Source organism: Acinetobacter sp. ANC_7504, assembly GCF_056779995.1.
Genome location: NZ_JBWYIZ010000001.1, coordinates 218,100 through 237,023, shown reverse-complemented (window position 1 = coordinate 237,023; position 18,924 = coordinate 218,100). Strand labels below are relative to the sequence as shown.

The 18,924-nt window shown below is 38.7% G+C and carries 20 protein-coding genes; 13 read left to right on the top strand and 7 right to left on the bottom strand.

Going from position 1 to position 18,924, the window contains the following annotated elements:
- Positions 1-16 precede the first annotated feature (16 nt).
- The 3 genes from AC1M9F_RS01180 to surE form a co-directional block, all read right to left on the bottom strand.
- Complete coding sequence (locus AC1M9F_RS01180; RefSeq protein ID WP_179998372.1) at positions 17-949, bottom strand: LysR family transcriptional regulator; 933 nt, start codon at positions 947-949, stop codon at positions 17-19.
- Positions 950-1,052: 103 nt separating this feature from the next.
- A complete protein-coding gene (locus tag AC1M9F_RS01175; RefSeq protein ID WP_179998373.1) occupies positions 1,053-1,892 on the bottom strand; it encodes a peptidoglycan DD-metalloendopeptidase family protein in 840 nt (279 codons plus the stop codon).
- A gap of 128 nt (positions 1,893-2,020) precedes the next feature.
- Positions 2,021-2,791 carry a 5'/3'-nucleotidase SurE gene (gene surE, locus AC1M9F_RS01170; RefSeq protein ID WP_481596843.1) on the bottom strand — a complete coding sequence of 257 codons (771 nt, stop codon included), beginning with the start codon at positions 2,789-2,791 and terminating at the stop codon, positions 2,021-2,023.
- A gap of 291 nt (positions 2,792-3,082) precedes the next feature.
- Here surE and AC1M9F_RS01165 point away from each other — a divergent pair, with 291 nt between their 5' ends.
- The 4 genes from AC1M9F_RS01165 to AC1M9F_RS01150 all read left to right on the top strand — a co-directional run bounded on the left by AC1M9F_RS01165 (position 3,083) and on the right by AC1M9F_RS01150 (position 5,827).
- A complete protein-coding gene (locus AC1M9F_RS01165) occupies positions 3,083-3,481 on the top strand; it encodes an MCR_0457 family protein (RefSeq protein WP_481596842.1) in 399 nt (132 codons plus the stop codon).
- Positions 3,482-3,600: 119 nt separating this feature from the next.
- Positions 3,601-4,749, top strand: a complete 1,149-nt coding sequence (gene dacC, locus AC1M9F_RS01160) for a D-alanyl-D-alanine carboxypeptidase PBP5/6 (RefSeq protein ID WP_035270478.1) — start codon at positions 3,601-3,603, stop codon at positions 4,747-4,749.
- 85 nt (positions 4,750-4,834) lie between these two features.
- Positions 4,835-5,365: a gamma carbonic anhydrase family protein gene (locus tag AC1M9F_RS01155; protein WP_481596841.1), complete on the top strand. Its 531-nt coding sequence runs from the start codon at positions 4,835-4,837 to the stop codon at positions 5,363-5,365.
- A 66-nt stretch (positions 5,366-5,431) separates the two neighbouring features.
- The gene (locus tag AC1M9F_RS01150) at positions 5,432-5,827 is read left to right on the top strand and encodes an Imm63 family immunity protein (protein WP_481596840.1); all 396 of its coding nucleotides are present in this window, start codon (positions 5,432-5,434) and stop codon (positions 5,825-5,827) included.
- Between the two features lie 127 nt (positions 5,828-5,954).
- Here AC1M9F_RS01150 and AC1M9F_RS01145 read toward each other — a convergent pair whose 3' ends face one another.
- A complete protein-coding gene (locus AC1M9F_RS01145; RefSeq protein ID WP_481596839.1) occupies positions 5,955-6,707 on the bottom strand; it encodes an acetolactate decarboxylase in 753 nt (250 codons plus the stop codon).
- A 381-nt stretch (positions 6,708-7,088) separates the two neighbouring features.
- On the opposite strand from AC1M9F_RS01145, the gene AC1M9F_RS01140 reads away from it, so the two are divergent.
- The 4 genes from AC1M9F_RS01140 to purB are packed head-to-tail and all read left to right on the top strand — an operon-like array spanning position 7,089 to position 10,902.
- The gene (locus AC1M9F_RS01140; RefSeq protein ID WP_035265740.1) at positions 7,089-7,574 is read left to right on the top strand and encodes an NUDIX hydrolase; all 486 of its coding nucleotides are present in this window, start codon (positions 7,089-7,091) and stop codon (positions 7,572-7,574) included.
- Between the two features lie 4 nt (positions 7,575-7,578).
- Complete coding sequence (gene mnmA, locus AC1M9F_RS01135; protein ID WP_481596838.1) at positions 7,579-8,712, top strand: tRNA 2-thiouridine(34) synthase MnmA; 1,134 nt, start codon at positions 7,579-7,581, stop codon at positions 8,710-8,712.
- 14 nt (positions 8,713-8,726) lie between these two features.
- Positions 8,727-9,458: a high frequency lysogenization protein HflD gene (gene hflD, locus AC1M9F_RS01130; protein ID WP_092766084.1), complete on the top strand. Its 732-nt coding sequence runs from the start codon at positions 8,727-8,729 to the stop codon at positions 9,456-9,458.
- Between the two features lie 55 nt (positions 9,459-9,513).
- On the top strand, positions 9,514-10,902 hold the full coding sequence (purB, locus tag AC1M9F_RS01125) for an adenylosuccinate lyase (RefSeq protein WP_481596837.1): 1,389 nt from the start codon (positions 9,514-9,516) through the stop codon (positions 10,900-10,902).
- 73 nt (positions 10,903-10,975) lie between these two features.
- Here the strand turns inward: purB and AC1M9F_RS01120 are convergent, their stop codons facing one another.
- Entirely contained in the window at positions 10,976-11,215 is a 240-nt protein-coding gene (locus tag AC1M9F_RS01120) for a hypothetical protein (RefSeq protein WP_035265735.1), read from the bottom strand.
- Between the two features lie 162 nt (positions 11,216-11,377).
- On the opposite strand from AC1M9F_RS01120, the gene AC1M9F_RS01115 reads away from it, so the two are divergent.
- Positions 11,378-12,019 (top strand): DUF2238 domain-containing protein, encoded by a 642-nt coding sequence (locus AC1M9F_RS01115; RefSeq protein WP_481596836.1) that lies wholly within the window; start codon positions 11,378-11,380, stop codon positions 12,017-12,019.
- A 53-nt stretch (positions 12,020-12,072) separates the two neighbouring features.
- Here the strand turns inward: AC1M9F_RS01115 and sohB are convergent, their stop codons facing one another.
- On the bottom strand, positions 12,073-13,035 hold the full coding sequence (gene sohB, locus AC1M9F_RS01110; RefSeq protein WP_179998383.1) for a protease SohB: 963 nt from the start codon (positions 13,033-13,035) through the stop codon (positions 12,073-12,075).
- A gap of 426 nt (positions 13,036-13,461) precedes the next feature.
- On the opposite strand from sohB, the gene AC1M9F_RS01105 reads away from it, so the two are divergent.
- The 3 genes from AC1M9F_RS01105 (at position 13,462) to ruvB (ending at position 16,545) form a co-directional block, all read left to right on the top strand.
- On the top strand, positions 13,462-14,802 hold the full coding sequence (locus AC1M9F_RS01105) for a deoxyguanosinetriphosphate triphosphohydrolase (RefSeq protein WP_481596835.1): 1,341 nt from the start codon (positions 13,462-13,464) through the stop codon (positions 14,800-14,802).
- Between the two features lie 121 nt (positions 14,803-14,923).
- Positions 14,924-15,526 carry a Holliday junction branch migration protein RuvA gene (gene ruvA, locus AC1M9F_RS01100; RefSeq protein ID WP_481594236.1) on the top strand — a complete coding sequence of 201 codons (603 nt, stop codon included), beginning with the start codon at positions 14,924-14,926 and terminating at the stop codon, positions 15,524-15,526.
- Between the two features lie 11 nt (positions 15,527-15,537).
- Positions 15,538-16,545 (top strand): Holliday junction branch migration DNA helicase RuvB, encoded by a 1,008-nt coding sequence (gene ruvB / locus AC1M9F_RS01095; protein WP_481596834.1) that lies wholly within the window; start codon positions 15,538-15,540, stop codon positions 16,543-16,545.
- A gap of 15 nt (positions 16,546-16,560) precedes the next feature.
- On the opposite strand, the gene AC1M9F_RS01090 is transcribed toward ruvB, so the two are convergent.
- Entirely contained in the window at positions 16,561-17,358 is a 798-nt protein-coding gene (locus AC1M9F_RS01090; RefSeq protein WP_481596833.1) for a hypothetical protein, read from the bottom strand.
- 205 nt (positions 17,359-17,563) lie between these two features.
- On the opposite strand from AC1M9F_RS01090, the gene AC1M9F_RS01085 reads away from it, so the two are divergent.
- Positions 17,564-18,907 (top strand): amidohydrolase, encoded by a 1,344-nt coding sequence (locus AC1M9F_RS01085; protein ID WP_481596832.1) that lies wholly within the window; start codon positions 17,564-17,566, stop codon positions 18,905-18,907.
- The last annotated feature ends 17 nt before the right edge of the window (positions 18,908-18,924 follow it).

Below are 18,924 nucleotides of genomic sequence, written 5' to 3'. Positions count from 1 at the left end.
TTATTAAGAAGAACACTTAAGATGCTTCTTGGAATACTCGACCACCAGGCAACTGGCTGAAATATTGTTTTAAAGCATCTAGGCAGCGATGAATTTTCATTGGTTGTTGTTCACGTTTTAATGTCATTGCATTCAAAGTGTATGCAGGTAACTTCCATTCAGGTAAAACTTCAACCAATGTGCCATTCATTAATTCTTTTTGCACATCTAGATATAATAATCGCGCAATGCCGTGACCATTTTGGCACAGTGATTTAGCGACATAAACATTGTTTGTCTGTAAACGATTTTCCATGGACACATTCACCAATTCACGCGATGTACTGTGTTCAAATGTCATCATTTGCTGATTTTTTACAATATTTACTGGAATCAAATCATGCTGTGCTAAATCTTCAGGTCTTGAAATAACTGCATTTTGATTCAAATAACTTGGTGAAGCCACCAAGACTTGATCCACACGTGCAAGCGGCAGACAAGATAAGTGATTAGACTCATCTACGCGAGAACACATTCTCACTGCAATATCGATTCTTTCTTGAATCAAATCGACAAACTGATTTTCAACTTCAAAGTGAACGGTTAAACCACGATGTGCCGAAATCCAATGCGACAGCGCAGGAACTACATGGGTTGCACCGAGTTCTGGCGTTGTTGCAATACGTAAATCACCAACTAAATCGTCTCGTAACTCATTGATTCGAATTTTACCGCGCTCTGCTGCAGCGAGCATTTCTTGACAGCTATGAAAAAAGGCCTGCCCTGCTTCCGTTAAACTTAGTTTTCTTGTGGAACGGTGCAGAAGTGTTACTTCCATTTCTTGTTCTAGTGAACGAATTTGCTGACTAACCGCACTCGTCGTAATGCCTAAATCTCGAGCAGCACCACTGAAAGAGCTTTTTTCAACAACACATGCAAATACGCCCATCGAGCGAAGTTGATCTAACATAAATTTCCCTCTGAAATTATGAGATGCTTCTCTAATTAACAAAAATTAACAAAAGCAACTCATTGTATTATACGAAGAAATTGTTAAATTGCACTAAATATCTTCAGTTGATTGGCAAAATATTTGCTGGATTGATTGGCTTACCATCTAAACGAACTTGAAACTCAAGCATCGTACGGGTTGCACCACTCGAGCCCATTTCTGCAATTTGTTGCCCTGCACTTACGTTTTGCCCACTCTTCACTAACATCCGGTTATTGTGCGCATACGCAGTGATATAACCATCAATATGTTTAATGAGCACCAAATTACCATATTCTTTTAAACCATCAGCTGCGTAAACCACTTGACCATCAGCTGCTGCAAAAATTGGATCACCAACATTGCCACCAAAACGTAATCCCTTGACATTACTTGCCACATTAAAGTTTTCAATGACTGGACCATTCGATGGTTTCACCCAGCGTAATGAAGTTGCTTTAGTCGAAGTCGTCGGTACTGCAGCAGTTACCGCTGGTACTGGTGTGGTTTGTGGTGGTGGCGTAACCACAGCTGGTTTTGTTGGTAACTGAATGGTTTGACGTTGAATCTGAGTTTCAGTCGCTGTCAAAGGACGCGTGGTCGAACGTGTCACTTGTCGATTGCCAGAGGGTTTTAATCTTAAAGATTGATTTACATAGATGCGATAAGGCGGTGCAATATCATTCATCTCCGCAATGCTCAAATAGCTCAATCCATAACGTGCCGCAATTTTACTTAAAGTGTCGCCAGAACGAACTGTATAGAAGTCAGGAGCAACCGCATAACGAGCAGAATTGTGGATTTGGGGTTTCGATGCACAGCCCGACAAACCAAGAAAAGAAGCGACAGCAACCGCGATCAATGCTGAGTGAATAGATGGTTTAGACAACTTCAAAACTGTTTTGGGTCTGGCCAAAAGCATGATTTCCCTCTCTGACAAAAGATTAAAAAGACTGAATTCGGCTTAAGAGTAGCAAAATTAATGCTAAATTCACCTTTTCAAATATATTTTTCACAAAGTTATAACACATCCTACCTGTGGTCGTTCAATTAAAGCCCTAACTGAGACTCAAGTGAAGCCAACACCTGATAGTTGGTAGCATCCATTTGGATCGGTGTCACACTGACATATCCATTTGCAATGGCATAAAAGTCTGACTGATAACCCAGTTGGCTTTTTTCGGGATCTGTTACGGCCTCTCCAGCCAAACCAATCCAAACAACTTGATGGCCTCTCGGGTCAACTTGTGTGGTAATCGGTTTCGTTTGTTTTCTTCTCCCTTGATAAGTCACCAATGTCCCTTTTATTTCAGCCGTATCTGGAATATTAATATTGAAAATATGACGCGGTGGTAAATCAGGCAAACCATTTTTAATAAATTCATATACCCAATTTGCAGCTTGTGCATAATCTTGAGCATCTTGATACGAACGAGCATTTGGACCAGCCAATGAAACTGCGATTGCAGGTTGTTTCATGAGTCTGCCTTCAAACGCGGCCCCAACTGTACCTGAATATAAGACATCATCACCTAAATTCGCACCACTGTTGATCCCGCTTACAACCAGATCAAATTCAAAATCAAATAGACCATTCATGGACAGATAAACACAGTCCGCTGGCGTGCCATTAATTGCCCATACATCTTCTGAAATTTGCACGGGTCGCAATGGACGATCAAGCGTTAATGCACTTGAAAAACCACTCCGCTCACTTTCTGGAGCAACCACTACGACTCGACCCAAAGGTTTTAATGCTTGTGCTAATGCTTGTATTCCTGGTGCGAACACACCATCATCGTTGGCAATCAAAATATTCAAAACAATTCACTCAATTCATGTAATCCCATCTGTTCGATAGCCTAATCAAAATCCCCCCACACAACAATGAGCACATGCATGGATGTTGAGGTTTTAAACGCCTTTAATCTTGATAATCTGCTTATCCTTTAATCTTGAGAACTACGCAAGTAGTCATCCCCCCCTGTTCAACCTGAACTTTTCGTCATTACTTTCTGAGTTCCAACAGCATTAATACACTTTCTCTATTTTTTAAACACGAAAAAAGATTATTCTATTCTTATAACTAACTTACTAATTTTTGAGTCATTTATGCAAAAACGTTTTATACAATTGATTTCAACCGCATTTATCAGCAGTTCAATGTTGTTTTCAAGTTTCACTTTCGCCAATGCTCAAGACTTAAAAGAAAATATCGAAGTTACTCAACAAAAAGTGACTAAAGATGAACTCGCTGCAATCTATGTCTTTTCAGAATCATGCCCAAGTTTAGTGGAAGAAGATGCGGCGTTTAAAGCAGGCTATCAAAAGCTATTAAAAGACTATTTACCTAACGAAAATTCACCTCAAACCACGCTGAACAATCTAATTAAACAACAGGATTATCAGCAAGCATTAGCTCAAGCGAGACAAGATGCGAAAAACGCTGGAGATAAAGCAAATCAACAAGTGTGCGAGGATATAAAAAAATATCAGTCTTCAGTTAAATAGAGCACGAAATAGTTACAATTCGATTGAAATAAGCCGACCCCACTGCTAGAAGTCGGCTTTGCTTTGTCCTAGAATGCAAAGCTGATTTTTGCGTTCATACAAGATTGGAACTACATAGAATGACCCGAAAAAGCGCCATTGCTGCATTATTACTATTACCTTCATTTACTTATGCAGCAACTGTTTTATCTTCACCACCAGAACTCAATAACAAGTCTTACGTTTTGATGGATTATGAAACAGGTCAAATTCTCGCAAGTAAAAATGAAAATGAAAAACTTGCGCCTGCTTCAATGACCAAAATGATGACCAGTTTCATTATTGAACAAAAGTTGTTGAACGGTGAACTCACGGAAGATGAAAAAGTTCGTATGAACGAGTCTGCTTGGTGTCGTGGTAGTAGTACAGAATCTTGTATGTATGTACCTCTCAACGGCACAGCAACCGTATTAGAAATGTTACGCGGGATTATCATTCAATCTGGTAATGACGCATCTAAGGCGATGGCTGAGCATATTTCTGGGAATGAAGGTACATTTGTACACAGCATGAACCAAGAAGCTAAGCGTATTGGCATGACCAACACGAACTTTATGAACTCAACAGGTATGCCTGCTGAAGGTCATTATTCTACTGCGAAAGATATGGCTACTCTTGCGAAGCACATCATTCATGACAGTTCAAAGTATTATCCTATCTACTCTGAAAAAGAGTTTACTTTTAACGGGATCAAGCAAGGTAACCGTAACGCGTTGCTATATACAGATCCGAGTGTAGATGGTCTTAAAACAGGTCATACTTCTGAAGCTGGTTATTGCTTAACGACTTCAGCTAAACGTGGCCCGATGCGTTTAATTTCAGTGATTTTTGGTGCTCCATCAATGCAAGCACGTGCAACGCAAACACGTGATTTGTTATCTTGGGGTTATGCAAACTTTGAAACTGTCAGTGTTCAACCCGCTCACAAAGAGTTGACCACTTCTAAAGTTTGGTTTGGTCAATCTAATCAAGTGAGTGTGGGTCTTGCTGAAAACTTCAACGTGACTATGCCAAAAGGTCAAGCAAATGCCATTCAAACTCAAATCGCGGTTCAACCGAACTTAAATGCCCCTCTTCAACAAGGGCAAGTTGTAGGTAAATTAACAGCGACACTTGACGGCAAAGTTATTGCGGAGAAGCCGCTTGTTGCTTTGCAAGCTGTTGAAGAAGCTGGTTTCTTCTCGCGTATGATTGATCATATCAAACAGTTCTTTAGTAATTTATTTTAATTCGCAGCTTGACTAAAGATATAAAGGCACTCAAATTCTTTTGGGTGCTTTTTTGTTTATAATGAATAAAAACAGGCAATTTTTTATGACTGAAAATGTCCGCAAATACTTAGAGACTTACCCAAAATTTGATACAACAAATTATATTGATCCAACTGCGTTAGTGATTGGTGATGTTGTCTTGGCTGAGAATGTTTCAGTCTGGCCTTATGCTGTGATCCGCGGTGATGTTAATTTTATTCGGATTGGTAAAAATTCCAATATCCAAGATCATTCCATGTTGCATGTTAGTCATAAGAAAGCGGATAAACCTGAAGGCTCACCGCTCATTATTGGTGAGGACGTCACCGTGGGTCATCATGTGAAATTACACGGTTGTACCATTGGTAATCGTGTTTTAGTCGGAATTGGTACGATTATTTTAGATGATGTGATTGTTGAAGATGATGTGATGATCGGTGCGGGTTCGCTTGTTCCGCCAAATAAAGTTTTGGAAAGTGGCTATTTATATATGGGCAGTCCTGTCAAAAAAGTGCGTCCACTGAATGATAAAGAAAAAGCGTTTCTACCGTATTCAGCGCAGAATTATGTAAAGGTTTCGGGGAATTATAAATAATTTTGAATTCGCATAAGAGATTCTATGTTAAATAGATATTAAGAACATTTGGAGAATCAAAGAATAATGCTTACATTTTTAGAAATTCAAGGTAAGGTTGATCAAATTTGTGAAAAAATTGGGCTGGAAAAAAAAGTTTGGCCCGCAGTTCAGAATGATGGAGCTCCATATGTATTAATCCATGAAAATAAATATTGGTATATTTCTGAAGAAAGAGGAGAAGTTTTTTTTGAAAAAACAACTAAGGATTTTGAAGAGTTGCTTTATTGGATAATGGATAATTTTATATCTAGCTATTCGTTTGAGTTTGAACTTAAGAATAGAACTAGAGGACAAGATTCCCGTCGACTCGCTTTTTCAAAACAAATTGAACTTTTTGGTTTAATCAGTGATCAATGGAAAGTAAAAAAAGAAAATGAGATAAAAAAAGTATTGGAATCAGCTCCTTTTAGAGATGTCTGATTTATAAATATTTATTTTCAAGAGAATTAAAATATCTATGGAATTTCGCATAACAGCCATTATGTTAAATGGATGTAAAAAGGCCTCAAATTTGAGGCCTATAAATTCTTCGGTATTACACCATATATTATTCCAGAGGCAACTTGAGAATTGTGCCCTTTGCTACTGAATAAGCTTCTACATGACCAGAAATTTTTGCCTGATCATCAACATAGTGAGCATGAAAATACTCATTTGGGTGGGTTACTACACTTTCTAATTGAGGACCACTATAGATTCCAATCAATTGTCCTTGAGCATTAAGATTATTAAAAATATGCTTTTCTACATGATGTTTTTTTGTATGAGGGGCATGGCTGAATGTGTGCTCATTCATTGTCTGAGTTTTTTTACCTGTTACAACATGCCAACGTAATTCAGGATATTTCCCTTGCAGACGAAATACAAACGGTTGTTCAGTTGATAATCCTAATCGTTTTGCCTCTTTGAGAATGAATTCTTCTAATTGGGATTGATTCATATCCACGGGTAAGGAGATATCATGCCATTTCGATACTTGGCCACTTGCGAAAAGAAAGGCCTGTTCATTAGGATCATGAGGCAAGATTTTTCCTTCTAAATCACTACCTGGACTGACTAGAATTTTGCCATCAATTTGAATAATTTCACCTGTACGTCCCGCAAGTGCTCCTAGCCCCCAGGTATTTTCCTGTTGTGGTACTTCTGATAGTTTAATAGTGCCTCGATCATCACCGGTATAGATCATATGTTTAAAGTTACCGGAATGAGTAAATTTGAAAGGCATATCTGCAGCAATAGAACTAGTAGTGATTGTACTAGCAATAGCTAAGATGCTGAAAAGACAATTTAAATGATTCATTTTGATTTCAATATTTAGAGAGTATAGCTATTAGAAGAGAAACCAATAACTTAGTCAATCTGAACAAATGATTACTCAAAGTTATTATAATTTCGATATTCTGAAGTTAAGAATCTCTAAAATTAACATAATACACCTTATGCGAAATTATCTTTTTTATTTCATATAAATCATAATCTTAAATTATATTCAAAAGCCCAATTTACTTAAATTGGGCTTTTTTGTTGATTCTTCATGTTCCACGCCCTTTATTAAATTATTGATTCAAAGAACTTCTTAGTTAAACTTAAGATAGAACGCCTTCAAAGAAATCCCCTCCCATCATAGCCACACACCTCAAAATTTTATACAATATGCCTTCCCTTCATCTGGTGCTTTTTTATGACCGCTTGGACTGCTCACGTCACTGTTGCAACAGTGGTTGAAAAAGATGGTAAATATCTGTTTGTAGAAGAACAAACGGAAGGTGTCATGCACACCGTTTTTAATCAACCTGCAGGTCATGTAGAAGCTGGTGAAACCCTTATTCAAGCCGCGGTTCGTGAAACCATGGAAGAAACAGGTCACCAAGTTGAAGTCACAGATTTATTGGGTATATACACCTATACCCCACCTATGTTTCCGGATCGTACCTATTACCGCTTCTGTTTTTTAGCAAAATCAACACAGTATTTTGCCAATGCAACATTAGATACAGGTATCGTAGGTGCTGTTTGGATGAGCCTAGATGAGCTATTAGAAACGGCTCGCGCGCGTAGCCCATTGGTCATCAAAGCCATTCAAGATGCCCAATCAGGACAAAAATTTCCTTTATCGCTCGTTTATGAGCACCAAAACTCTCCCTTAATTTCAAATTTGGATGCCTAATCCTATGCAACAACGTGTCATCGTCGGTATGTCAGGTGGTGTAGACTCATCTGTCTCTGCGGCTTTATTACTTCAACAAGGATATCAAGTTGAAGGTCTTTTCATGAAAAACTGGGAAGAAGATGACGGCACAGAATACTGCACGGCTATGGATGATCTTGCAGATGCGCATGCCGTATGTGATCGTATCGGTATCAAATTACATACAGCCAACTTCGCAATGGAATATTGGGATCGTGTATTTGAGCACTTCTTGGCTGAATATGCTGCGGGGCGCACCCCAAACCCAGATATTTTATGTAATAAAGAAATTAAGTTCCGTGCATTCCTCGATCATGCCATGAAATTAGGTGCTGACTTCATCGCAACAGGACACTATGCTCGTCGCGGTGAAACCATGACCAACTCTAAAGGTGAGCAATATGCGCCTTTACTCCGTGGCGTGGATAACAACAAAGACCAAACTTATTTCCTACATGCCGTTCATGGTCGTGAAATTAACAAGACCTTGTTCCCTGTCGGTGAAATTGAAAAGCCTCAAGTTCGTAAAATTGCTGAAGATTTAGGTCTTGTAACAGCGAAGAAAAAAGACTCTACAGGTATCTGTTTTATTGGTGAACGCCGATTTAATGACTTCTTGAAGCAATATTTACCTGCTCAACCGGGTAAAATTGTCCTTGAAGATGGTAAAGAGGTTGGTGATCATCACGGCTTAATGTACTATACGCTCGGTCAACGTGGTGGTATTGGTATCGGTGGAATGAAAGGCGCTGAAGAAGGTGCTTGGTTCGTATTACACAAAGATATCGAAGGCAATCGTTTAGTTGTTGGCCAGGGTCATGAGCATCCCCTCATGCAAAGTACCATGTTATGGTCTGAAGCGATTGATTGGGTTGCAGGTGAGCAAGAGATTCCAGAAAATGGTTTCCGTTGCACAGCGAAAACTCGCTATCGACAACCTGATCAAGCATGTGTCTTATTTAATGACCCAAATGCACCGCAAGGTGTACGTGTAGAATTTGATGAACCTCAACGTGCTGTTACGCCAGGACAAAGCGTTGTGTTTTACGCGGATGAAGTTTGTTTAGGTGGCGGTGTGATTCATCATACTAATGCGCCTAAACCTGATTTTATTTAAAGGAATTTTCAGGCATGACAGAGTTACCGTTCCAGCAGCTTCAGACTCTGAATGATCGTCAAAACAGAGCTTTGGCTTTGGCAGCAGTATTTCAATCGACTCAGCTGACACATATGACAGCCATTGCAGGTCGACAAAATATTGGCGAAAACGGTAACTTCTATTTAGAACAATTAATTAAGGCGAGTTTAAATATTCGCCCTACTTCCAATAAGAATTGTCAAACCTTAGATTTTTTTAACCAGCTTGCAGATATTTCTCTGGGATTAAAAACATTAGAAAGTAGCATCACCCAACCATTCAATACTGCACCAAAATCAAGAATACCTAAATTTGCCAATGCAAAACTTCCAATGTCCTATGCAATGGCATTATTACATTTAGAAAAGAAAGTATATAGCAACCCAAAATTCGTTGAAATTATTGAAAAATCACAAGAAAAAATACTAAAACAACTCTCCTTTTTTGATCATAATTATCTACATCCAAGTATTCTTGCAAACCTTGCTCAAACCTATGTCGAAACTGCAGGACAGATTAATCCTCGCATTATGGTGAAAGGCAATGCAGAAGCTTTTAAGGATTCTTCGCACACCAATCGTATTCGTGCTTCATTGTTTACAGGTTTACAGATGGCGCATTTATGGCGTCAGTCAGGTGGAAGTTCATGGAGCATGATCTTCACCAAACGCAAGTTACTGAAAGATATTCAAGATCTCGCTCGTTTACAGTTTCAGGTGGTTTAACCTGATGTATATCGAGTTCTGTTTTACGTTTCATTCCAAAGTTTAAGGAATTGCTATGAACGCTTTAACCGCACTTTCTCCATTAGATGGTCGCTATGCAAGCAAATGTGATGCTTTGCGCCCTTTCCTCTCTGAGTTTGGTTTAATCCATGCTCGTGTGACTGTTGAAGTGCGCTGGTTACAAGCACTTGCAAATCGCCCAGAAATTACTGAAGTGCCAGCTTTTTCTAACGAAACAAATGCAGCTTTAGATGCAATCGTTGCAAATTTCTCTGAAGACGATGCTAACCGTATCAAAGAAATCGAACGCACAACCAACCACGATGTAAAAGCGGTTGAATATTTCTTAAAAGAGAAAATTGCAAACATTGATGAACTTAAAAATGCCGGTGAATTCATTCACTTTGCTTGTACATCTGAAGACATCAACAACTTGTCTCATGCACTCATGCTGAAAAGCGGTCGTGAAGTACTAGCTACGTCTATGCAACAAATCGTGGACTCAATTGTTGCACTTGCAGAAAAACACGCTGATCAACCAATGTTGTCTCGTACACATGGTCAAACTGCAAGCCCAACAACATTGGGTAAAGAAATGGCAAACGTGGCATACCGTCTTGCACGCCAAATCAAACAATTCAACAATGTTGAGCTTCTAGGTAAAATCAATGGTGCAGTAGGTAACTATAATGCTCACCTTTCTGCTTACCCTGAAATTAACTGGCCTGCTCACTCGCAAGCATTTGTTGAATCTTTAGGTCTCACGTTTAACCCGTATACAACTCAAATTGAGCCACACGACTACATGGCTGAATTGTTTGATGCGCTTCGCCGTTTTAACACAATCCTTATCGATTTCAACCGTGATGTTTGGGGTTATATCTCTCTTGGTTTCTTCAAACAAAAATTAAAAGAAGGTGAAGTTGGTTCTTCAACAATGCCACACAAAGTGAACCCAATCGACTTTGAAAACTCTGAAGGTAACTTGGGTATTGCTAATGCAGTCCTTGCTCACCTTGGTGAAAAGCTTCCAATTTCTCGCTGGCAGCGTGACTTAACTGACTCTACTGTTCTTCGTAACATGGGCGTTGGTTTTGCACAAAGCTTGATCGCATTTGAAGCTTGCTTGAAAGGTGTGGGCAAACTTGAATTGAATGCCGACCGTATTCTTGAAGACTTAGACAACGCTCAAGAAGTTCTTGCTGAACCAATTCAAACAGTAATGCGTCGTTATAACGTTGAAAAACCATACGAAAAACTTAAAGCCCTTACTCGTGGTCAAGCAATGACTCGCGAAATGATGGTGAATTTTGTGAATGGTAACGAATTAGAAGCTGTTCCTGCTGCTGACCGTGCACGTCTTGCTGAGATGACACCTGCAACTTACACAGGTAATGCAGCTGAGCAAGCGAAACAAATTAAAGATTTGATTGCTAAAATCTAAATAGCATTGAATAAAAAAGCGAAGCTTAAGCTTCGCTTTTTTGTATGAGACTCATCAAATGTTTCAATAAAAATCATGCTTCATCAGGACAGTAACGTATAAAGTCTGTTCTGAGCTTTTCTAATTCATCACCAGTTAAAACATCGCTATAATAAATATAATGAGTCACTTGAGCATATTGAATGTCATGCCTAAACATCATTCCTCGGAGTGATACTGAGATCTCTTCAGGAAAGTCATTCAGAGTAAGCTCTTCAAACTCATAATGAAAATATGCATTTTGCTGTGCAAGAAAAGCAGCTGAAACCGTCATAATAAAAACTCAAAATAAATCATATTCTAACTGATCATCCATGATTGCAATGAGCTATTGATATAAACAACTATTTATAAAAATAATGCGATCTGCAGCTTATTCTCAGGATTGATACCTTACAATCATATGAAGAAATTAATCAAATCAACATATAACAAAATGCACTACAAAAATTTTACTCCTAAACACCACCTCGTATTCTTCATTTTCATAGTGGTGCTGATCTTGGCAAGTATAAAGCCTCTTGAATATGCTTCTTATGGCTTACATCAACTTGGCACAGCTTTAATGCTGGTGTTTTTGATCTATATACAAAAGAAAGTTGGTTTGAGTTTTATCGCATTTTCTCTCTATATTGGATTTCTGATCATTCATATTTTTGGGGCGCACTATTTATATTCGTATGTTCCCTATAATGAATGGTTGATGCACTACTTCAACATACATTTAAATGCACAGATGGGTTGGGAGCGAAATATGTATGATCGCTTGGTCCATTTTGCCTATGGTCTACTTCTCTATCCTTTTTTCCTGAGGATCATTCAATTCTATTTACCACAATTATCTGAACGAGTACTTTTTCTTATTGTGGTTCAGTTTGTCATGGCCACCAGTCTCATTTACGAATGGATTGAATGGTCGATTGCGATTAATTTTTCCCCTGAGGCAGCAGAAAATTATAATGGTCAACAAGGTGATATTTGGGATGCCCATAAAGATATGCTGTTCGCAACACTTGGGTCCATGATCACAGGAATAGTGATGTTATATCGAAAATTAGACTCTCGACCATACAAATGATAAATCATAAAAAAAACCAATCATTAGATTGGCTTTTTTTTATTTCATTGAATTTAAAGTTTAGGATCACGTAGTTGCACTAAGTTCGCATTAGTTTTGACTAAAGTGTCCATAACTTTATTCATCACAGCAGGAATCAAACTGTCCGCCATTTGTGCCGCTTGCAGTCCTAATTTCTCACCTAAGGTAGGTTTACGGCGAGTTTGAATTAAGTAAACATCATGCACTGTCAATAAACTTAATAAATACTCATCCGAGGTTTGAAGCTTATCAACCAAATTCAAATCTAATGAATCTTGACCGTACCAATGTTCACCTGTTGCTACTTTTTCAACATTTAACTGTGGACGATATTTTTCAACAAAATGCTTGAACAATGCATGCGTTTGTTGCAACTCTTCTTCAAACTTTGCTTTACCCTCTTCCGTATTTTCACCAAACATGGTCACGGTACGTTTATATTGACCCGCAGTATAAAGCTCAAAATCAACATTATGTTCTTTAAGTAAACGATTAAAATTAGGCACTTGGGCAACAACGCCAATTGAACCAATCACTGCAAATGGAGCAGAAATAATTTCGTTACCGATACATGCCATCATATATCCACCACTTGCTGCGACTTTATCAACACAAATGGTTAGATGAAAACCAGCATCGCGCAGACGCACCAGTTGAGCAGCCGCAAGTCCATAACCATGTACCATCCCACCTGGACTTTCCAAACGAACTACGACACGATCACGCCCTGCTTTAGCAGTCGCCAAAATCAAAGTAATTTCTTCACGAAGATTCTCTACAGCTGAAGCTGCCATGTCACCTTTAAAATCAATTACATATACTTTCTGATTATTCTTTTTACGCGTGCGTGCTTCTTTTGAAAACTGCTGAGACAACTGCAGAAGTTCAAGTTTAGATGCAGTACTTTGCGCAATTTTTTTTCGTTGTTCATTAATACGCGCATTTAAGTGAGTGACTCGAATTTCGGCAGGAAGTTTCGGCAAATGAAATAACATATAAATTCACATCTCTATAATTCATCTTTATGAGGATAACATGAGGTCAAAATAAACAAATTTCAATAGCTTTATTGAAATGTTCTGCCAATCATAGGATCAATTTGATCAACAATCGGCATAAAAAGTAGATACGTTATGTATACTAATTCGTTAAAAATTATCGAACCGATGAGCATCCACGCATCATCTCATGATTGATATCTATCTTTATAATCAATTAGAGACTCTTATATGATTTCAGAGTGAATAAATTGAATTATATTAGGAAAATAATTATTAAAATCAATATCTTAATACTAATTACTTAACTTCTTAAACTTTTCTAAAATGCGTTTTCAAGCGCCAAATTGTGTCGTATCAACATATATTTTTAACTGATTTTTTGGCATTATGGTTGCAGACAGTAATGATGAATAATGATAAATGACTCAAATGCGTTGGCTGGAACTGTTATCAACAGTTCGATTTGGTAGTTCAAAACAAAATACAGAACAAGCACGTAGCCCCTTCCATAAAGATTACGATCGTATTATTTTTTCTCAGAGTTTTAGGCAACTTAACCGTAAAACTCAAGTTCATCCCCTGACTCAACATGATGGCATTCATACGCGTCTAACACATTCCCTTGAGGTTTCTTGTATCGGACGCTCTTTGGGAATGCTGGCGGCTGAAAAAATTCGTGATGAGTTACCTATGTGGATCTCTCCTGCAGATGTCGGTGCAATTATTCAAGCAGCTTGTCTTGCACACGATATTGGTAATCCCCCTTTTGGTCATGCAGGTGAGTACGCTATTCGTGAATGGTTTGATGATGCATCACACGGCGATTTTTTATCGAGTTTAACCCCTGAACAGCAGGCCGATGTTCGCCAGTTTGAAGGCAATGCTCAAGGTCTTCGTTTACTTACGAAAATTGACTATCACCCTAATGACGGTGGAATGCGCCTCACTTACGCAACCTTAGGAGCTTACTTAAAGTACCCATGGCTTTCTAAAACCATTGACTCTCAGGGGAATACTCCTGCCAGTAAACGAGCTAAGTTTGGTTGCTATCAATCTGAAAAAGAAATTTTGCAACAAATTGGTCACCAATTAGGTCTCATACAATATGGTGAATATCATTTCTGTCGCCATCCACTCACCTATTTACTTGAAGCTGCGGATGATATTTGTTATGCCCTGATCGATTTAGAAGATGGCATTATTCTTAACATGCTCAGCTATGAGCAAGTCGAACCTATTTTTTTAAATCTGCTCGGTGACTATGGCACGCCTGCTGAACTTGCAATGCCATACACCACGTGGCAACAAAAGATTGCAGCATTGCGTGGTCGTGTGATGAAACGCTTGGTTGATGAAGTCACTTCCGCTTTTGCTAAACATCATTTTGAAATTTTGTCAGGACAGCTTAAAGGTAGTTTACTCCAATATTGCTCGCCCGATATCGAAGGAGGAATTGATTGTGCAAAGAATTTAGCGCGGGAGAAAATCTTTGAGCACCCTCAAAAATCTGGTTTAGAAATCATTGCACATCAAAGCTTACAGCACATACTAGATGCATTTATTCCGCTTACGACACCCAATAAAATTCATAATTTTAAGGAAGGACGTTTACTCTCTATTATCTCAGGCTTAGGTGTACGTTTTAGTGATGATCATTATGACAATATCATGCAAGTCTTAGATGTGATCTCAAAATTTTCGGATCATCAGGCTTATCATTTGGCACAGGAACTTCAAGGGAATAAAGTTGGATTTTTATAAACCTTAAATTTAGTGTTCAGGAAAAGAGCATAAAGTGTTTTTTGATTTTGCGTTCTGAAGCAATGAACACTACTATGCTGACATAGTGAATTTAACATCGACAAATAAGTGAAATAATTGAATGATTGGATGTCTTATTGGTGAAGTGCTTGCTTTAGAAGCACCAACAGTTTTATTGAATGTAAATGGTGTTGGCTATGAGGTTGATACACCTCTCTCAACATTTTGCCAATTGCAGAAAGGACAAAAAGTCACATTGTGGACGCACTTGGCTGTACGTGAAGATGCTCAATTACTGTATGGATTTTCCAATGCACAAGAAAAAAGTATTTTCCGCACTTTACTTAAAGTGAACGGCGTTGGTCCAAAAATGGCATTGGGTATTCTCTCAACACTCAGCGTGGACATGCTCATTCATACCGTTGAACATGAAGATGTAAACACTTTAGTCAAAGTTCCTGGTGTCGGCAAAAAGACAGCAGAGCGTTTGATGATTGAACTTCGAGATCGCTTTAAGGCGCTTGCAGCTCATCCATCCACATCCAATTCTACAACAGCGCAAATTCAGTTTACGGGTAACTCTGCTGTCGCTGAGGCTGAAGCTGCTTTACAGTCATTAGGTTACAAGCCACTAGAAGCGCAAAAGTTAGTCAATGCCGTCAAAGGTGATTTCACCGAGGCATCCGATATTATCCGTGCTGCTTTAAAATCGATGAATAAATAAGATCTCATATTATGCAAGACCGTATTATCAGTGGTTCTGAAAAACCAGAAGATCATTTTGATCGTGCCATTCGACCAACATCATTAGATGATTATATTGGTCAGCCTGTTGTGCGTGAGCAGATGGAAATTTTCATTGGTGCAGCTCGTGGACGTGGTGAAGCTTTAGACCATACCTTGATTTTTGGTCCTCCGGGTTTAGGTAAAACCACACTTGCCAATATTATCGCGCGTGAAATGGGTGGTAATTTGAAATCAACTTCTGGACCTGTGTTAGAGCGCGCTGGTGATTTGGCAGCAATGCTTACTAACTTAGAAGAAGGTGACGTTTTATTCATTGATGAGATTCACCGTCTTTCTCCAGTGATCGAGGAAATCCTTTATCCCGCGATGGAAGATTACCAACTGGATATTATGATTGGTGAAGGCCCTGCTGCGCGTTCAATTAAGTTGGATTTACCGCCATTCACTTTAGTCGCTGCGACTACTCGTGCCGGTTTACTGACCTCTCCGCTTCGAGATCGTTTTGGTATCGTCCAACGATTAGAGTTCTATTCGGTTGAAGATTTGACCCATATCGTTACTCGTTCTGCAAATCTGATGGATGTTCCAATCACAGAAGCTGGTTCTAAGGAAGTGGCTCGTCGTTCTCGTGGTACGCCTCGTATCGCAAACCGTTTACTGCGTCGTGTACGTGACTATGCGCAAGTGAAAGGTACTGGTGAAGTCACACAAGAAATGGCGCAACGTGCGCTTGATATGTTGAATGTGGACAAGGATGGTTTAGACACACTCGACCGTCGTTACCTGTCGATGCTGTTAGAGCGTTTTGATGGTGGTCCTGCAGGTGTTGAAGCGTTGGCGGCAGCCATGGCAGAAGACTCTGGTACTCTTGAGGATGTGATTGAGCCTTATTTAATTCAGCAAGGATATGTGATGCGTACTGCACGTGGGCGTATTGCAACCAATATGGCATATTTGCAATTTGGGATGACACCGCCTGAACCGAAAGACAAATGATTTTAAAAAAGCAGCTTAGGCTGCTTTTTTTAATTCGGCTTTAATTAATTTGCTAATCTGTCTACTTAACTCATTTAGCAGCAAGTAAATTGTAATATTATCTTCACCTAAATTCTTTTTAAGCTCAATTCCTATATTTTGAAATTCCCTATGTTCTAACAGATCACTAAGTGTTATGTCCTCTTTTTTAAACCATGACTCTGATTTAGGCTCATCTAATAAAATTTCTAAATATCTCCATAATAAGTTAAAAAACAGTCTATTTTTTACTTCTAAATTGGTGATTGAACGCCCTTTATTCAATAAAAATAGCTCTAAGACATGATAATCTTGTAAAACTTGATTTGAGATATCTCTTAACTCTTGATATATCTGCCCCACATGTGTAGTTCGATCCAATTTTTCCTTTTCACTAATAGAACCGTAAAATACCCCAAAGTCTCTTAGTTTTATAATAAGATTTGCTTGTCCACTAATGAATTTCGAAGCATATTGAATAAAATTTTGAGTTATAACTTGTTTGTTTTTAAATACTAATTCTTTTTCAAAATGATCTTTTTGACTCTCTATTAACTCTATGTTCGCTTTTATCTGTTGCTTTGTGGACATATATACAATGAATGCTGTCACGATAAATGATAATCCAGTAATCCAAATCGCTGTCGTATCAGTTGAATGTTTTATATCGAGTGGAATTTTCTTTGTTTCAGGGTCAACCTGAATTTGTGTCATTAATAACGGCTGCTGTGGAACAGTCCACGGCAGTTGAATCATGACATCTTGATTATGCTTTAGTTCTTCTTCAACACTCATTAACTCCCCCACAACTATTAAAAAATTATTCAAAATGAATAATTTACAAATAATAACAACTTTAAATCTATGGATAAAGCATTAAAAATCAATGCTTCATGGTCACTATACTTTTCATGTATTTCGATATACCTGTTAAGTTTTGCAACCATCAGAAGTGAATGAGAAGCTCATAAAACTTTAGGATTTTTAGGACATTGAGTTCATGATATCACTTAGGCTAATTTCTGCTTGTACTATCTTGTCCCTTTCTTCAACCTTGAGTTTTGCAGATTGGGTTGATGACGGTGTGAACGCGGTTGAACAACATACCATCAAATTAAGACAGCACATTCACCAACATCCCGAACTCGGCAATATGGAATTTAAAACCTCGGCTCTGGTTCAAAAAGAATTAAAAAAATATGGAATTGAAGTCCGCACAGGCTATGCCAAAACAGGTGTAATCGGAATTCTTAAAGGTGCAAAACCTGGCCCAGTGATGGCATTACGTGCAGATATGGATGCATTACCTATCGAGGAAAAAACAGGACTTTCTTTTGCGAGTAAAGCAAAGGCAACCTATCAAGGTAAAGAAACGCCAGTGATGCATGCCTGTGGACATGATGCTCACACAGCAATGTTACTCGGCGCTGCAAAAGTGCTTTCGGAAAATAAAGATAAAATTGCAGGTACTGTTGTGTTTGTCTTCCAACCAGCTGAAGAAGGTGGAGCAGATATTGATAACTTTAGCCATGGCGATCAAATTGGTTCACGTAAGATGATTGCAGATGGGGCTTTAAAAAATCCTAAGCCTGAAGTGATCTTCGGTATGCATGTTATGGCGGGTATGCCAAGTGGTCATATTTTTTATAAAGATGGCACCATTTTAAACAGTGCAGATCATTTGCGCATTCATGTCAGTGGAAAACAAGTTCATGGTTCTATGCCATGGCTAGGACGTGATCCCATTTATGCTTCATCTCAAATGATTAGTAATATGCAGAGTTTGATCAGCCGTCGTGCAGATTTAACCAAAGGTATGGGGGCAATCAGTATTGGCAGTATCCAAGGTGGAACGGTAGGAAATGTGATACCAGAGCAAGTCAATATGGTTGGCACGATTCGATCAAATAGTGAAGAAGTCCGCCAGAATATTCTCAAGGATTTACCAAAGCTCATCGAACATAATGCTCATGCAAATGACGTAAAAGCCAAAGTAGAAATTGCCGCTTATGCCCCCGTCACTACGAACGATAAAACACTAACTCAACTCATCGCGCCCTCACTTGCGAAAATTCATGGCGAAGATAAATTACATGTGCTCGAGAACAATGCGAGTGCAAGTGAAGACTTTGCCTATTATGGTCAACTTATGCCTTCATTGTTCATTTTCATTGGTGCAACACCTCAAGATCAAGAGATGAGTAAGGCTGCACCCAATCATAACCCTCAATTTATTGTAGATGATGCGACATTAAAAACTGGCGTTGAAAGCCACATTCGTTTTGTGATGGACTATCCGACTATTGCACAACAAGTTCAACAAGATTGGAATAACAAATCTTAAGCATCATAAAAAAATCC

Excerpts from the sequence above, each read along its gene's own strand:
- AC1M9F_RS01180 (WP_179998372.1), bottom strand. The coding sequence starts at position 949 with ATGTTAGATCAACTTCGCTCGATGGGCGTATTTGCATGTGTTGTTGAA.
- AC1M9F_RS01175 (WP_179998373.1), bottom strand. The coding sequence starts at position 1,892 with ATGCTTTTGGCCAGACCCAAAACAGTTTTGAAGTTGTCTAAACCATCT.
- AC1M9F_RS01165 (WP_481596842.1), top strand. The coding sequence starts at position 3,083 with ATGCAAAAACGTTTTATACAATTGATTTCAACCGCATTTATCAGCAGT.
- dacC (WP_035270478.1), top strand. The coding sequence starts at position 3,601 with ATGACCCGAAAAAGCGCCATTGCTGCATTATTACTATTACCTTCATTT.
- AC1M9F_RS01155 (WP_481596841.1), top strand. The coding sequence starts at position 4,835 with ATGACTGAAAATGTCCGCAAATACTTAGAGACTTACCCAAAATTTGAT.
- AC1M9F_RS01150 (WP_481596840.1), top strand. The coding sequence starts at position 5,432 with ATGCTTACATTTTTAGAAATTCAAGGTAAGGTTGATCAAATTTGTGAA.
- AC1M9F_RS01145 (WP_481596839.1), bottom strand. The coding sequence starts at position 6,707 with ATGAATCATTTAAATTGTCTTTTCAGCATCTTAGCTATTGCTAGTACA.
- AC1M9F_RS01140 (WP_035265740.1), top strand. The coding sequence starts at position 7,089 with ATGACCGCTTGGACTGCTCACGTCACTGTTGCAACAGTGGTTGAAAAA.
- mnmA (WP_481596838.1), top strand. The coding sequence starts at position 7,579 with ATGCAACAACGTGTCATCGTCGGTATGTCAGGTGGTGTAGACTCATCT.
- hflD (WP_092766084.1), top strand. The coding sequence starts at position 8,727 with ATGACAGAGTTACCGTTCCAGCAGCTTCAGACTCTGAATGATCGTCAA.
- purB (WP_481596837.1), top strand. The coding sequence starts at position 9,514 with ATGAACGCTTTAACCGCACTTTCTCCATTAGATGGTCGCTATGCAAGC.
- AC1M9F_RS01120 (WP_035265735.1), bottom strand. The coding sequence starts at position 11,215 with ATGACGGTTTCAGCTGCTTTTCTTGCACAGCAAAATGCATATTTTCAT.
- AC1M9F_RS01115 (WP_481596836.1), top strand. The coding sequence starts at position 11,378 with ATGCACTACAAAAATTTTACTCCTAAACACCACCTCGTATTCTTCATT.
- sohB (WP_179998383.1), bottom strand. The coding sequence starts at position 13,035 with ATGTTATTTCATTTGCCGAAACTTCCTGCCGAAATTCGAGTCACTCAC.
- AC1M9F_RS01105 (WP_481596835.1), top strand. The coding sequence starts at position 13,462 with ATGACTCAAATGCGTTGGCTGGAACTGTTATCAACAGTTCGATTTGGT.
- ruvA (WP_481594236.1), top strand. The coding sequence starts at position 14,924 with ATGATTGGATGTCTTATTGGTGAAGTGCTTGCTTTAGAAGCACCAACA.
- ruvB (WP_481596834.1), top strand. The coding sequence starts at position 15,538 with ATGCAAGACCGTATTATCAGTGGTTCTGAAAAACCAGAAGATCATTTT.
- AC1M9F_RS01090 (WP_481596833.1), bottom strand. The coding sequence starts at position 17,358 with ATGAGTGTTGAAGAAGAACTAAAGCATAATCAAGATGTCATGATTCAA.
- AC1M9F_RS01085 (WP_481596832.1), top strand. The coding sequence starts at position 17,564 with ATGATATCACTTAGGCTAATTTCTGCTTGTACTATCTTGTCCCTTTCT.